The organism is Oerskovia sp. NPDC057915, from assembly GCF_042887685.1.
In the GTDB taxonomy this organism is placed as follows: Bacteria; Actinomycetota; Actinomycetes; order Actinomycetales; family Cellulomonadaceae; genus Oerskovia.
In genome coordinates this window covers 69,451-82,647 of record NZ_JBHVOS010000002.1, presented here as the reverse complement: position 1 = coordinate 82,647, position 13,197 = coordinate 69,451, and the positions used below count along the sequence as shown (strand labels likewise).

At 73.8% G+C, this 13,197-nt stretch carries 16 protein-coding genes; 9 read left to right on the top strand and 7 right to left on the bottom strand.

Annotated features, from left to right (window positions below):
• The first annotated feature begins 130 nt into the window (after nucleotides 1-130).
• Nucleotides 131-655, top strand: coding sequence for a hypothetical protein (locus ACFVQ3_RS01750; protein ID WP_387634294.1), 525 nt, complete (start codon nucleotides 131-133; stop codon nucleotides 653-655).
• A gap of 95 nt (nucleotides 656-750) precedes the next feature.
• On the opposite strand, the gene ACFVQ3_RS01745 is transcribed toward ACFVQ3_RS01750, so the two are convergent.
• On the bottom strand, nucleotides 751-966 hold the full coding sequence (locus tag ACFVQ3_RS01745) for a helix-turn-helix domain-containing protein (RefSeq protein ID WP_138823467.1): 216 nt from the start codon (nucleotides 964-966) through the stop codon (nucleotides 751-753).
• Between the two features lie 178 nt (nucleotides 967-1,144).
• Between ACFVQ3_RS01745 and ACFVQ3_RS01740 the strand changes: the two genes are divergently transcribed.
• From ACFVQ3_RS01740 to ACFVQ3_RS01730, 3 genes are read left to right on the top strand one after another with little or no spacing between them, the layout of a single operon-like run.
• Entirely contained in the window at nucleotides 1,145-1,831 is a 687-nt protein-coding gene (locus ACFVQ3_RS01740) for a hypothetical protein (RefSeq protein WP_387634291.1), read from the top strand.
• On the top strand, nucleotides 1,828-3,237 hold the full coding sequence (locus ACFVQ3_RS01735; RefSeq protein ID WP_387634288.1) for a CpaE family protein: 1,410 nt from the start codon (nucleotides 1,828-1,830) through the stop codon (nucleotides 3,235-3,237). Before ACFVQ3_RS01740 ends, ACFVQ3_RS01735 begins: the two co-directional genes overlap by 4 nt.
• A gap of 4 nt (nucleotides 3,238-3,241) precedes the next feature.
• On the top strand, nucleotides 3,242-3,766 hold the full coding sequence (locus ACFVQ3_RS01730) for a DUF6912 family protein (protein ID WP_387634285.1): 525 nt from the start codon (nucleotides 3,242-3,244) through the stop codon (nucleotides 3,764-3,766).
• Between the two features lie 103 nt (nucleotides 3,767-3,869).
• On the opposite strand, the gene hisN is transcribed toward ACFVQ3_RS01730, so the two are convergent.
• The 5 genes from hisN to ACFVQ3_RS01705 form a co-directional block, all read right to left on the bottom strand.
• Nucleotides 3,870-4,649: a histidinol-phosphatase gene (hisN, locus tag ACFVQ3_RS01725; protein ID WP_387634282.1), complete on the bottom strand. Its 780-nt coding sequence runs from the start codon at nucleotides 4,647-4,649 to the stop codon at nucleotides 3,870-3,872.
• Nucleotides 4,650-4,652: 3 nt separating this feature from the next.
• Entirely contained in the window at nucleotides 4,653-5,771 is a 1,119-nt protein-coding gene (locus ACFVQ3_RS01720) for a ribosome small subunit-dependent GTPase A (protein ID WP_387634279.1), read from the bottom strand.
• Nucleotides 5,771-7,114 (bottom strand): 3-phosphoshikimate 1-carboxyvinyltransferase, encoded by a 1,344-nt coding sequence (gene aroA / locus ACFVQ3_RS01715; RefSeq protein WP_387634276.1) that lies wholly within the window; start codon nucleotides 7,112-7,114, stop codon nucleotides 5,771-5,773. The genes ACFVQ3_RS01720 and aroA overlap by 1 nt, the downstream gene beginning before the upstream one ends.
• A gap of 193 nt (nucleotides 7,115-7,307) precedes the next feature.
• Nucleotides 7,308-7,934, bottom strand: coding sequence for a DoxX family protein (locus tag ACFVQ3_RS01710; protein ID WP_387634273.1), 627 nt, complete (start codon nucleotides 7,932-7,934; stop codon nucleotides 7,308-7,310).
• Nucleotides 7,935-8,214: 280 nt separating this feature from the next.
• Nucleotides 8,215-8,760 carry a ferritin gene (locus ACFVQ3_RS01705; RefSeq protein ID WP_030149991.1) on the bottom strand — a complete coding sequence of 182 codons (546 nt, stop codon included), beginning with the start codon at nucleotides 8,758-8,760 and terminating at the stop codon, nucleotides 8,215-8,217.
• Nucleotides 8,761-8,921: 161 nt separating this feature from the next.
• Here ACFVQ3_RS01705 and ACFVQ3_RS01700 point away from each other — a divergent pair, with 161 nt between their 5' ends.
• Both ACFVQ3_RS01700 and rsrA read left to right on the top strand, forming a co-directional pair.
• Nucleotides 8,922-9,728 (top strand): sigma-70 family RNA polymerase sigma factor, encoded by an 807-nt coding sequence (locus ACFVQ3_RS01700; protein WP_372440752.1) that lies wholly within the window; start codon nucleotides 8,922-8,924, stop codon nucleotides 9,726-9,728.
• Nucleotides 9,725-10,051 (top strand): mycothiol system anti-sigma-R factor, encoded by a 327-nt coding sequence (rsrA, locus tag ACFVQ3_RS01695; RefSeq protein WP_387634268.1) that lies wholly within the window; start codon nucleotides 9,725-9,727, stop codon nucleotides 10,049-10,051. The genes ACFVQ3_RS01700 and rsrA overlap by 4 nt, the downstream gene beginning before the upstream one ends.
• A 342-nt stretch (nucleotides 10,052-10,393) precedes the next feature.
• Here rsrA and ACFVQ3_RS01690 read toward each other — a convergent pair whose 3' ends face one another.
• Nucleotides 10,394-10,468, bottom strand: a complete 75-nt coding sequence (locus ACFVQ3_RS01690) for a 50S ribosomal protein bL37 (RefSeq protein WP_370449906.1) — start codon at nucleotides 10,466-10,468, stop codon at nucleotides 10,394-10,396.
• A 148-nt stretch (nucleotides 10,469-10,616) separates the two neighbouring features.
• Between ACFVQ3_RS01690 and ACFVQ3_RS01685 the strand changes: the two genes are divergently transcribed.
• From ACFVQ3_RS01685 to ACFVQ3_RS01675, 3 genes are read left to right on the top strand one after another with little or no spacing between them, the layout of a single operon-like run.
• Entirely contained in the window at nucleotides 10,617-11,588 is a 972-nt protein-coding gene (locus ACFVQ3_RS01685; RefSeq protein WP_387634265.1) for a DUF4097 domain-containing protein, read from the top strand.
• Nucleotides 11,588-12,190 carry a PadR family transcriptional regulator gene (locus ACFVQ3_RS01680; RefSeq protein WP_387634262.1) on the top strand — a complete coding sequence of 201 codons (603 nt, stop codon included), beginning with the start codon at nucleotides 11,588-11,590 and terminating at the stop codon, nucleotides 12,188-12,190. The genes ACFVQ3_RS01685 and ACFVQ3_RS01680 overlap by 1 nt, the downstream gene beginning before the upstream one ends.
• Nucleotides 12,187-13,098 (top strand): DUF4097 domain-containing protein, encoded by a 912-nt coding sequence (locus ACFVQ3_RS01675; protein WP_387634259.1) that lies wholly within the window; start codon nucleotides 12,187-12,189, stop codon nucleotides 13,096-13,098. The genes ACFVQ3_RS01680 and ACFVQ3_RS01675 overlap by 4 nt, the downstream gene beginning before the upstream one ends.
• The last annotated feature ends 99 nt before the right edge of the window (nucleotides 13,099-13,197 follow it).

The following is a 13,197-nucleotide window of genomic DNA, read 5'->3' as shown; positions in this document are numbered from 1 at the left end:
GATCGATCATCGCGTTTGATGCAGTTTGATCGTGCTACATCAAACTAGACCACTCTCGAGTTGTCCAGAGGTAGTTCGCAGTTCGGACGCCTCTGGACGAAACCCCCGGACCGACCGCTACGGTGTGGGCGTGCGCTGGGACCTGCTGTTCGCCGACCTCGAGGCGCAGCTCGACGCCGCCGACGTCCAGGCGGACGCCCACGTGCTCGCGGACCTCACCCGTGCCGAGCAGGCCACGATCTCGCTCGCGGACCGCCTGCGGGGGAGCATCGAGGGTCGCCCGGTCGGGGTCCGGCTCACCGACGGGTCGCACGTGACCGGGCAGGTCCGAGCGGTCGGCGCCGACTGGTTCCTGCTCGGGGACGGGAGTCGACGGCACGTCGTGCCGCTGCTCGCGGTCATGGTGCTCGACGGGCTCACTGCGCACGCCGTCCCGGGGCCCTCCGGCTCAGGAGCCGGGCGCGGTCTCCCGTCCCTGCTGAGGGCGCTCATGCGTGACCGTGCCGTCGTCCGTGTGCGGACACCGGGAGGTGAGGTCGACGGACGGGTCGCCCGCGTCGGCAAGGACCACCTGGACGTCATGGGCACCGAGGGCGGTGCGAGGAGCAGCCGTGTCGTCCCGTTCGCAGCGCTGGTCTGCGTGAGCGAGCCGTAGGCGACGGACCAGGGGACGGGCGGGTGCAGGGGGAGCGGGGGGTGCGTGGCGCGATGGCTCCGTCACGCCCGCCGCGACCCCTCGTGCGCGGGACCTCAGGACTCGAAGTCGCCCGCGTCGATGCGGGTACGGGTCTGCGCGTACATGCGCTGGATGTACCCCTCGAGCTCGCTGGCCTCGACCCGCCACTGCCCTCGTCCGCCGACCTGGATCGCCGGGAGGTCACCGCTGCGGACCAGCGCGTAGGCCTGTGCCGCAGAGATGTTGAGCTCCTCCGTGACGTCCGCGAGGGTGAGGAAGCGCTGTGACATGGACACAGTCTTTCACGGTGCCGGCACCGGTCCGGGTTGTCCACAGGCGACCGCCCCCTCGGCCCACGAGGGTGGCGCTGGTCGGCATGATGGCCCCCTGCCCCCGTGATGCTCGCCGCTCGGGGGCGCCGCTCCCGTCCCTGCCCGATCGAACCTCCCGACGACGAAACGGACCCTCATGACGAGCTCTCCCGACCTGCTGCCGAACCCCACCGTGGCCCGGCTGCGCCGGCCCGGTTGGCGGGACCCACGCCTCCTCCTGGGGCTCGTGCTCGTCGCCGCCTCGGTCGCCCTCGGTTCGTGGGCCGTGTCGTCGGCCGGTCGGACCGTGGCCGTCTACGCCGCAGCGGGCCCGCTCACACCCGGTGAGCCCGTCGACGCGAGCAGCCTCCGGGCCGTCGAGGTACGCCTCGGGTCGGGGGACGGGAAGTACTTCCTCGCGGGACGACCGCTGCCCGACGACCTGGTGGCGCTCCGCGTGGTGGGCGACGGCGAGCTCGTGGCTCGTTCCGCGGTCGGCGGTTCGGAGGAGCTCGAGGTGCGTGCGGTGGCGATCCCGGTCGCGGGGGCCCTGTCCGACAGGGTCACCGACGGCGCGCTCGTGGACGTCTGGTTCGTCCCGACCGCCGAGGACGTGGCCACGGCGACCGACGGCACGGCGGACGAGAAGGACGGGGCGGAGCCCTACACGCTCGCCGCGCAGGTCGTGGTCGCGCAGGTCGCCGAGTCCGGCGGGACGCTCGTCACCGGAGGACCGACCACCCTCCACGTCCTGGTTCCGACGGACGAGCTGCCCGGCGTCCTCGCGGCACTCGCGGCCGAGGGCGAGATCGCGGTCGTTCCTGTCGCAGGCGGCAGCGCATGACCGCCGACTCGACCCTTCCTGTCGCGTCGGTGCTGTGCGCGGTGCGGGGCAGCGGTGAGACCGCGGTCGTGACGGCCCTGACGACTCCCGGGTCCGGCGTCGCCGTGGCGCGCCGCTGCGCGGACCTCACCGAGCTGCTCGCCGCGGCCGGGGCCGGCGCCGGGACGGCGGCGATCATCTCGGCCGACCTCCCCGGGATCGACCGTGAGTCGATCGCGCACCTGCACGGCTGCGGTGTGCGGGTCGTCGTGCTCGCCGGGCGGCAGGACTGGCTCGGGGACCGGCTGCGTACCATCGGGGTCGACGTGGTCCTCGACGAGGACACCCCGAGCGCGGTCCTCGTCGCGACCGTCCGGGACGAGGCGCACGGGCGAGGTCGGCACGGCGGTCAGGGAGGCCCGCCGTCGGGCGCCCGCCCCGGGGAGCCGCAGGGCGGCGCTGCGCACGACCCGGCCCCGCGGACCGGGACCGTCGTCGCGGTCTGGGGGCCGGCCGGTGCGCCCGGGCGGACGACGCTCGCGGTGCACCTGGCGGCCGAGCTGGCCGGTTCGGACGCCCGTCGGGCGCAGCGCGGCGGGCGACGTCGCCGCCGCGGCCAGGACGCGCCGTCGGGCACGGAGGGTGGAGACCTCGCCGAGGCGCTCCTCGTCGACGCCGACACCTACGCCGGGTCGGTGGCGCAGCACCTCGGTCTCCTCGACGAGTCGCCGGGACTCGCGGCGGCCGCCCGCAGCGCGGGGCAGGGGACCCTCGACCTCGCGGGGCTCGCACGCCTCGCCCCGGTCGTCGCTCCGCGCCTGCGCGTCCTGACCGGGATCACGCGTGCCGCGCGCTGGCCCGAGCTCCCGGCGACGTCGCTCGACGTCGTCTGGGGGCTGTCCCGGGCGCTCGCCGACTGGACCGTGATCGACTGCGGGTTCGGGCTCGAGCAGGACGAGCTGCTGTCGTACGACACGCACGCCCCGCAGCGCAACGGGGCGACGCTCAGCGCGCTCGCCGCCGCCGACGTCGTACTGGTCGTCGGAGGGTCGGACGCCGTCGGGATCCAACGGCTCGTCCGGGGCCTGGGAGACCTGGCGGACAGCGGCGCGACGAGCGGGGCGTCGCGGATCGTGGTCGCGAACCGGGTCCGCTCCTCGGCGGCCGGGCCCCGCCCCGAGGCCGCGGTCCGGGACGCGCTCGGACGGTACGGCGGTGTCACGGACCTGCACGTCCTCCCGGACGACCGGCAGACCCTCGACGCGGTGCTGCTCGCAGGCAGGACCCTCGCCGAGCACGCGCCGGAGACCCCGGTCCGGCGGGCGGTCGTCGAGCTCGCCCAGCGGGTGAGAGGGGCCGTGAGACCCCCTGCGAGCACGTCCGCGCCGGGCGGACCACGCGAACGCGTCCCGGAACCGGCACACTGATCCCATGCGCATCTACGTTCCCGCCACCGTCGACGAGCTCGACGCCGTCACCGTGACCGGCGACGAGGCCGTGTGGTCCCTCGCTCCGCGAGCCGCCCACGCCGTCACGTCCGCCCTCTCCCGCGAGCTGCCCGACGAGGACGAGGAGGGCCTGGAGTTCGCCGCGGCCCTCGAGGCCGCCGACGACTCGCTCGCGCTCATCGCCGGTCGCGTCGGCGCCCCGCGTCAGCGGCTCGTCGTCACGGTCGAGGTGCCCGACGAGATGGTCGCGCTGACCCAGCCCGGGGACGACGAGTCGGCCGACGACCTCGCGCCCAGCGCGGTCGACGTCACGGCGTCCATCCCCGAGGTGCGCATCGTGTGCGTCCACGTCGACGAGCCCGAGGCCGCGGTGGACATCGCCGAGGTCTTCGCGGCCGCCGACGAGGAACGCGACGAGGATTTCGACGCAGCGATCGACCGCGTGAACGAGCGCGACCTGCTCTGGTACGACTGGTCGGAGCTCAAGAGCGTCCCCCGCGCCAAGTAGCCTGTCGCGCAGCGTCAAGGCGTCGAGAACGGACCTGGGGCCGCCATCCACCGGATGACGGCCTCAGGTCCGTTCTCGTCAGCCGAGCACCAGCCCGGCCGGGTCAGGAGAGACGGCCCAGGATCTCGTCGTGCAGCAGGCCGTTCGTGGCCACCGCGTTGCCGCCCCACGGTCCCGGAGTGCCGTCCAAGGACGTGAACGTCCCGCCGGCCTCGGTGACGATGGGGACCAGGGCCGCCATGTCGTAGAGCTCGAGCTCGGGCTCGGCGGCCGCGTCCACGGCCCCCTCGGCCACGAGCATGTAGGACCAGAAGTCGCCGTAGGCCCGGGTCCGCCAGGTCTCGCGGGTCAGGTCGAGGAACGCGTCGAGCTTCCCGCGCTCCTCCCACCCCGACAGCGACGAGTACGACAGCGAGGCGTCGTCCAGCTTGCCGACCTGGGAGACCCGCAGGCGGCTGGCGGCCGCGAGCGAGCGCCCGCTCCACGCGCCCGTGCCCTTGGCGGCCCACCAGCGGCGGCCCAGCGCGGGGGCGGACACGAGCCCGACGACGATCTCGTCGCCGTCGGCCAGCGCGATGAGCGTGGCCCACACCGGGACCCCGCGCACGAAGTTCTTGGTGCCGTCGATCGGGTCGACGATCCAGCGGCGGGCGCCGTGCCCGGTCTCGCCGAACTCCTCACCGACGATCGCGTCGCGCCCGCGGGCCCGCGAGAGGTGGCTGCGGATGATCTCCTCCGCGGCGCGGTCGGCGTCGCTGACCGGGGTGTTGTCCGGCTTGGACTCCACGGACAGGTCGAGGGCCTTGAAGCGGGACATGGTGTGCGAGTCGACCTGGTCGGCGATCACGTGAGCCAGGCGCAGGTCGTCGTCGTAGGTCGGCATGGCTCACACCGTACCGGTGCGCGCCGCCAGCAGACGTCGGAACGACTCGACACGCGCGGTGCGCGCCGCCTTCTCGTCCTCGGGGGAGGCCTCGAGCCAGTCGTCGAGCGCGCAGTCGGGCGCGCCGTCGAGGTGCGTGCAGCCGCGCGGGCAGTCGTCGGCGACCACGTCGAGGTCGTCGAACGCCTTGAGGAGGTTCTCGACGTCGACGTGCGCGAGCCCGAACGAGCGCACGCCGGGCGTGTCGATGACCCACCCCGCGGGGTTGCCGTCGGCGTCGGGCAGGCGCAGCGCGACGGCCGACGTCGACGTGTGCCGACCACGGCCCGTGACGTCGTTGACGACGCCCGTGGCCCGGTACGCGTCCGGCACGAGGGCGTTGACGAGCGTCGACTTGCCGACGCCCGAGTGGCCCACGAGCACCGACGTGCGGCCCTCGAGCTCGGCGCGCACGGCCTCGAGCGGCTCGATGCGCCACGCTTCCTCGGCCGCGTCGGACGAGTTGTGGCCGGGCTCGTCGCCGTGCCCGGCGTGCCCGGCCCCGGTGGCGGAGTCGTGCACCCGCCGCGTCACGACGACCTTGACCCCGATGGGCTCGTAGAGCTCGCGCAGCGACGTCGCGTCGGCGAGGTCCGCCTTGGTGAGGCACAGCAGGACGTCCATGCCCGCGTCGTACGCGGCCACGACGCAGCGGTCGATCATGCGCGTGCGGGGCTCGGGCTGGGCCAGGGCCGTGACGATCACGAGCTGGTCGGCGTTGGCGACGATGATGCGCTCGTACGGGTCGGTGTCGTCGGCCGTGCGCCGCAGGGTCGAGGTGCGCTCCTGGATGCGGACGATGCGCGCGAGCGTGCCGTCCTCGCCCGTGGTGTCGCCCACGATGTCGACGCGGTCGCCGCACACCACGCGGTTGCGCGTGAGCTCGCGCGCCTTCATCGCGAGGATGGTGCGCTCGCTCGGCTGGTCCTCGTCGAGCAGGAGCGTGTAGCGCCCGCGGTCGACGCCCGTGACGAGACCGGTCTCGGCGTCCTCGTGCTGGGGACGCTGCTTGGTCCGGGGGCGAGAGTTCTTGTTGCTCGCCCGGTCGCGGAAGTCCGACTCGTCGCGGACGCGCCGCGCCATCAGCTCGCCGATCCCGCGGCGCTCAGCATGCGGTCCCACATGGTGGTGAACCCGGGCAGGGTCTTGGCGGTCGTCTCGACGTCCTCCACGAGCACGCCGGGCACGCGCAGGCCGATCAGCGCGCCCGAGGTCGCCATGCGGTGGTCGTGGTACGTGCGGAACGTGGCGCCGTGCAGCGGGCGCGGGGTGATGACGAGGCCGTCGTGCGTCTGCTCGGCCTGCCCGCCGAGGCGCGTGATCTCGGTGGCGAGCGCGGCCAGGCGGTCGGTCTCGTGGCCGCGCAGGTGCGCGATGCCGCGCAGCCGGCTGGGGGAGTCGGCGATCGCGGCCAGGGCTGCGATGGTCGGGGCGAGCTCGCCGGCCTCGTGGAGGTCGACGTCGATCCCGCGGACCTCGCCCGTCCCGGTCACGGACATGACACCGCCGGCCAGCTCGGCGCGCCCGCCCATCGCGGTGAGGAGCTCGGCCATCATGGCGCCCGGCTGGGTCGTCACGGTGGGCCAGCCCGGGACGCGCACCGTGCCGCCGACCACGAGGGCCGCAGCGAGGAACGGGCCCGCGTTGGAGAGGTCGGGCTCGACGTACACGTCGCGCGCGGCGATCGGCCCGGGGGAGACGGTCCAGATGGTGGGGCGCGAGTCGTCGACCTGGACGCCGACCTCGCGCAGGACCTCGACCGTCATGTCGATGTGGGGCACGCTCGGCAGCGTCGGGCCCGTGTGGCGCAGCGTGACGCCCTCGTCGAAGCGCGCCGCAGCCAGCAGCAGGCCCGAGACGAACTGGCTCGACCCCGACGCGTCGACGTCGACGTGCCCGCCGCGCACCGCACCGCGTCCCGTGATCGTGAACGGCAGGGTGTCCTTGCCCTCGACGGGCACGCCCAGGTCGCGCAGGGCGTCGAGCACGGGGCCCATGGGGCGCACGCGCGCGCCCTCGTCGCCGTCGAACCGGACGGTGCCGTCTGCGAGGGCCGCGACCGCGGGGACGAAGCGCATGACCGTGCCCGCGAGGCCGCAGTCGATCTCGGCGGGGCCGCGCAGCGCGCCGGGCGTCACGTGCAGCTCGCTCGGGTCGTCGCCCTCGGTGATGCCCACGCCCAGGTCGCGCAGCGCCGCGGCCATGAGGTCGGTGTCGCGGCTGCGCAGCGCGCCGCGCAGGACGCCCGGCCCGTCGGCGAGGGCCGCGAGCACGAGGAGGCGGTTCGTGAGCGACTTGGAGCCCGGGACCGCGACGGTCGCGTCGAGCGGGGCACCGGCGGTCGCGCCGGTCCGGCTGGGCGCGGGCCACGCCGTCGGCGCGGGGGTGGTCTCGTCGGGGCGGGCGGCAGGAAGGTCGCTGGTCACATGCCCCAGGTTATGGCACGGGGCCCTCGGCGGGGCCTTCCGTCCGGTCCTCGGCCGGGCCCGTCCACCGCCCGACGGCGTCGCTCGCCGCCGCGGTCGGGCTGCGGCGGGCGACGCCGTCGGTGGGGCGGGAGCGGTCCCGCGGGGAGCCCGGTGCCGGCGTCGTCGGTGGTGGACGTGGTGCGGCTGGTCCTCAGCGCGAGACGGCGCCCTTGACGGTCTCGGTCGCGGTGCTCGCCGCCGAGCTCGCGGCGCGACGCGCCCTGCGGGTCGCGGTGCGGGCGCTCGCCGTCACGGCGTGCGTGGCCTTGTCGGTCGCGGACTCGACCTTGTGCTTGGCCGCGTCCACCTGGTGCTTGGCGTTCTTGGCCAGGTCGAGGTCCTTGCGGGCCCGGTCGACGCGCCACCGGACGCCGGGGCGTCCCTCGTAGTCGGCCCCGGCGATGAGGGCCGCCCCGATCGCGCCGAGGTTGCCCACGAACTTGCGGGTGCGCACGTCGCGGGGCACGTCGCTCGGGGTGAAGGGCTGGTTGACGACCGCGAGGGGGACGCTCAGGGCCGCGAGCGTGAGGGCTGCGGTCCGGGGTGCCTTGCCGACGGCGAGGAAGAGCCCGGCCACCGCGGTCGCGGCGCCGTGCACCCGGACCAGCGCCGACACCTGCTTCTCGCTGAGCGGCTCCTCGACGCCGAGCTGCTGACCGACGAGGCTCGCGCCCCGACGGGCGGCTCGCACGTGCTCCGCGGGCTTGAGGGCGGCCTGCACGCCGTCGTAGATGAACCAGGAGGCCAGCATGGGCCTCGCGACGTGACGCAGCAGCATCGGTGGGTCTCCTTCGTCGAACGGGTGCCGGTGAGGACGGCGGACACCGGGACGCTGGTGCCGCCCCCGGTCGACCCAGCCTGTCCCATCGCTGCTCAGCATGCCACCGGGCGTGCACTCTCCGGGCGACCCGCGCCGGTCGAGCGGGGTGATCGAGGACCGGGCGACGCCGAGAGCCAGGGGTGGGCGCCGCCGTCGGGCGGGGACGGGTCGGAAGGTCCGGGGCCGGGCACGGCGAGGGCGGGGCCGGGAACCGTCCGGCCCCGCCCGTGCGCTCAGGTCAGAGCGCGCCGCCGGCCGCCTCGGGGGCGTCGGCGGACTCGCCGCCGTCCCCGATGGTCTCGCGGGCCACGTAGTTCTCGAGGTCGAACAGGTTCTCCCCGGCGCGGCGGGCGACCGTCAGGAGCGTCGTGGCCGATGCGACCTCCTCGACCTGCTCCTTGAGGAACCACAGGAGGAACTGCTCGCCCAGGGCGTCGCCCTCCTCGCGGGCCGCACGGAAGATGGCCTCGATCTGGTCGGTGACCTGCTTCTCCTGGTCGAGCGCGAGCTGGAGGGGCTCGAGCACCGAGTCGAAGTCGTTGCGCACCGCCCCCGTGCCGGGGATCGAGATCTCCAGGTCACGGTCGAGGTGGTACTGGACGATCATCATGGCGTGGTTGCGCTCCTCGACCGACTGGCGGTAGAAGTGCGCGGCGAGCTGGGGCAGGTCGTGCGAGTCGAACCACACGGCGATCGCGATGTACTGCTGGTGGGCGTCGAGCTCGTGGCCGACCTGCTCGCGCAGGAGGGTGCGGAACCGGGAGTCGGGTGTCGTGGTCGTCATGCGGTCACGCTAGCGAGGATCGTGCCCGAGCACACCCGATGGTTGCCTGTCCTCACCGAGCACAGCCTCGCCTGACCTCTCCGCGTCCCCCCGGACGCGCGGGAACCGCGGGATCCGGCCCCTGCGGGAATGACACGGCGTACCCGGCGGTTGTGCTGAGCGTGACATGTGTACTGGAAGCGGAAGCGGCCGTGAGCGCCCCCGCCGCACCGAGCCTCGAGGTCGTGCCGTTCGGCGCGGTCGCACCTTCTGCGCTCTCGGCGGACACCCGACCGGCAGGAGGACTAGGCTCGTTGTCGATGACGGACCAGATCAGCAGCAGCGCAGGCGACCTCTCGGGCGCCGATGACGCAGAGGACACCCACCGGGCTCCCTCCACGGAGGACGACGCGGCCCGTTCGGCGCGCTTCGAGCGCGACGCGCTGGTGTACCTCGACCAGCTCTACTCGGCGGCGCTGCGCCTGACGCGCAACCCGACCGACGCGGAGGACCTGGTCCAGGAGACGTTCACCAAGGCGTTCGCCGCGTTCCACCAGTACCGCCCGGACACCAACCTCAAGGCGTGGCTCTACCGGATCCTCACCAACACGTTCATCAACAACTACCGCAAGAAGCAGCGCGAGCCGCTGCAGTCCGCGGCAGAGGACGTCGAGGACTGGCAGATCCACCGCGCGGCGTCGCACACGTCGCAGGGGTTGCGCTCGGCCGAGGCCGAGGCGTTGGACCGGCTCCCGGACTCCGACGTGAAGAAGGCTCTCCAGGAGCTGCCGGAGGACCGCCGGATGGCCGTGTACTACGCGGACGTCGAGGGCTTCCCGTACAAGGAGATCGCCGAGATCATGGGCACGCCGATCGGGACCGTGATGTCGCGGCTCCACCGTGGTCGGCACCAGCTGCGTGATCTGCTGAGCGACTACGCAAAGGACCGAGGACTGGTGGGGGCCAAGACCCCCGGAGGTGAGTCGTGAGCAAGCAGAACGTGAGCACGGAGGCGGAGGAACCCGTCATCGTGCCGATCCCTCACTCGACCGAGGGCGAGACCGAGTGCGAGCACGCGCTCAAGCACCTGTACGAGTACCTCGACTCGGAGATGACGTCGGACGACGAGGTGCGCATGCGAGCGCACGTCGCGCACTGCTCGCCGTGCCTGGCCGAGCTGAGCGCCGAGGAGCTCGTCAAGCAGCTCGTGCGCCGCTCGTGCCACGAGCAGGCTCCCGTGGAGCTCCGGCTGCGCATCCAGGCGCAGTTCACCGTACTGCGTACGACGACGACGGTCGTCGAGGGCATCTGACGCCCTGCCCGGGGGCTTGAGGCCTTCGGGCTCTGCGCTCCGGTGCCGGCGGTCCTCTGGGAGCGCGCCGTCGTCCTGACCACGCCCGCGGTGCGCCCGATGGCGGCCGCGATGCCGGGCTGTCCTGGCGTCGACCGCGACATCGGAAGGTGCTGACGTCGGCCGCGATGCCGGGCTGTGCTGGCGTCGGCCGCGATGCCGGGCTGTGCTGGCGCCGGCGCCGACCGTGGCCACGGGGTGACCCGAGAACGTCGAAAGGGCCCGTCCTCACCGAGGTGAGGACGGGCCCTTTCGACGCACTCGCCCGCAGGGCGCGTGATCGCGGCCCTGGCGGGCTCGTGATCAGGCGTTGGGGCGCCTGCCGTGGTTCGCTGCGCTGCCCTTGCGGCTGCGACGCTTGCGTCCGCGCTTGCTCATGGTTGCTCCTCACGCCGGATTCTGTCTGCTCAATGCTCCCACATCTGGGGCTTGTCCTCGTCCAAGACGCGATATATCGTGTGAACAGAAACGCGATACATCGCGTTCACGGGACCGGGCGGGACACCGCAGGAACGCGAGGAGAGACATGGCGACCGAGAACTGGACCGTGACCGGTCCGCAGACGATCGACGTCGGGCCCGTGGCCCGCCTCGACGCGAACCTGCTCAACGGACGCATCGACGTCGTGGTGCACGACGAGCCGGGCGTACGCGTCGAGGTCCACTCGATCGAGGGGCGCCCGCTCGAGGTCCGCCTCGACGGTGACAGGCTCACGGTCGGGTACTCGCCCACGGGCGGGTGGCAGGGCTTCCTCGACTCGTTCCGCAACTACCGCGGCAAGGACCGCGCCGACGTCTACGTCGGCGTGCCCGCCCACGTCCGCGTCAAGCTCGCGACCGTGCGCGGCGACGGCCTCGTCGCCGGGACCCAGGCCAAGGTCTCGGTCGCCACCGTCGGCGGCTCGGTCATGACGACACAGACGACCGGCGCCGTCCGCGTCGACACGGTCTCGGGCGAGGTCACGGTCCGCGACCACGTGGGCACCCTCGTCATGGACTCCGTCTCGGGCGACCTCACGGCCTCGGGCGCCCTGACCGACGTCAAGCTCAACACCGTCTCCGGGAACGTCACGCTCGACTCGAGCGCCACCCCCGACGTCATGAACGTCAACGCCGTCTCGGCCGACGTCCTGGTGCGCGTCCCCGAGCCCGACGACCTCGACTACACCCTGCGCTGCGTGAGCGGCCGCCTCGTGGTCGACGGCGTCGAGCACCGCGGCACGCCCGGCGGCTCCTACCGCCAGGCCGGCCCGTCCGGGACCCCGGGCAAGAGGCTCCAGGTCAACTCGGTCTCGGGCAACGTGACGGTGCTGCGGGGCGAGCCCGCCGACACCGCGGCATGGGGAGGCCCAGGCGCGCAGGCCGACGACGCGGGCGCCCACCCGTGGTCGTACGACGACGCCCCGGCCGATGCGTACCCCGGCGCCCCGTGGGGCACCTCGGACAGCCGTGCGGGACGGCCGGGCGGCGGCCCCGCGGACGGACCGGCGGACCGCTGATGGCCTCCGTCTTCGCCCACGGCGAGCTCCGGCTCTACCTCCTCGCGCTGCTCGAGTCCGGGCCCAAGCACGGCTACGAGCTCATGACGGACCTGAGCGACCGTTTCGGCGGGACCTACCGTCCCAGCGCCGGCACCATCTACCCGCGCCTCGCCCGGCTCGAGGAGGAGGGGCTCGTGCGTCGCAGCGACAGCGCCCGCAAGTCCACGTACGAGCTGACGCCCGCAGGCAGGGCCGAGGTCGCGGCACGCCGCGCCGACGTCGCGGCGCTCGAGGACGGGATCGCACAGACCGTGCGCACCCGGGCGCACGCCCTGCGCGCCGACATCCAGGGCTCCATGCAGGGGCTGCGTGCCGAGCTCGCCGCCGCGGCCCAGGAGGCGCGCGTGCGCCCACGGCCCGCCGCCACCCCGGACCCTCGCCGCGGCGAGTCGTACGCCCGCCGCGTCGAGGCCGAGGCCATGGTGCAGCGGTTCCGCGACGACGTGCGCGCCGACCTCCGGCGCGCCGACGCGAGCAGCGCGGTCACCGAGCTGACGCTCGAGACGCTGCGCACGGTGCTGGACTCGGCCCGGCGCGCGGTCCGGGGGACGCTGCCGTGACCGGCGGCCCCGAGGCGGCGGAACCGCACGACCCGCACGACCCGCACGACCAGCACGACCCGAACCAGCACGACGACCGGCACGACACGCAGACGACGAAGGAGAACGACATGGGAACCGAGTCCTGGGTCATCGCAGCACCGCAGCAGATCGAGGTCGCCGACGTGGCGTCGCTCGTCGTGGGCCTCACGAACGGGGCGGTCGAGGTCGTGAGCGACCCGAGCCGGGAGTCCGGCGCGACCGTCGACGTGACCGACGTGAGCCCCCGGCCCCTGCGCGTCACGACGCACGCGGGCGAGCTGAAGATCGCCTACGACTTCGACGGTGTCGAGGGGGCCGTGGACCGTCTGCGCGGGCTCAAGGACAAGGACACCGCCACCGTGCGGGTCGTGCTCCCGGCGCACCTGCCCGTCAAGATCGCGACCGCCCGCGCCGCGACGACGGTCAGCGGCACCCGCGCGCCGGTGTCCGTGACGACGGCCGACGGGTCGGTCACCGTGACCGACACCGTGGGCACCCTCTCGGTCAAGACCGTCGCGGGCCGCGTCGCGGTCACGACGCACGAGGGTGACGTCAAGGTGGGCACGGCCTCGGGTCGTGTCGAGGCCGAGGGTGCGCTCGGACGGGTCACGATCAGCACGGTCACGGGCGACGTGGTCGTGGAGGCGCGCGAGACGACACCCCTCGTGACCGCCAAGACCGTCTCGGGCGACGTCACCCTGCGACTGAGCGAGGGCGCGGGGGTCAACCTCAAGGCGCGCGCGGTCACGGGCAAGGTCGTGCTCGACGGCGCCCCCGTCCCCAGCGCACAGTCCCGCACCACGTCCGTGGACCACTCCGAGGGCACGAGCGGCGCTTACGTGTCGGTCAGCACGGTCTCGGGCGACCTCACGGTCTCGCGGGGCTGAGGCCCCCGGGCGTACAGCGCCCGGAGACGCGACAGCGGCCTGCGGTCACCCCTGACGGGAGGCCGCAGGCCGCTGTCGTCACCGTCGGCGGGTGGCCCG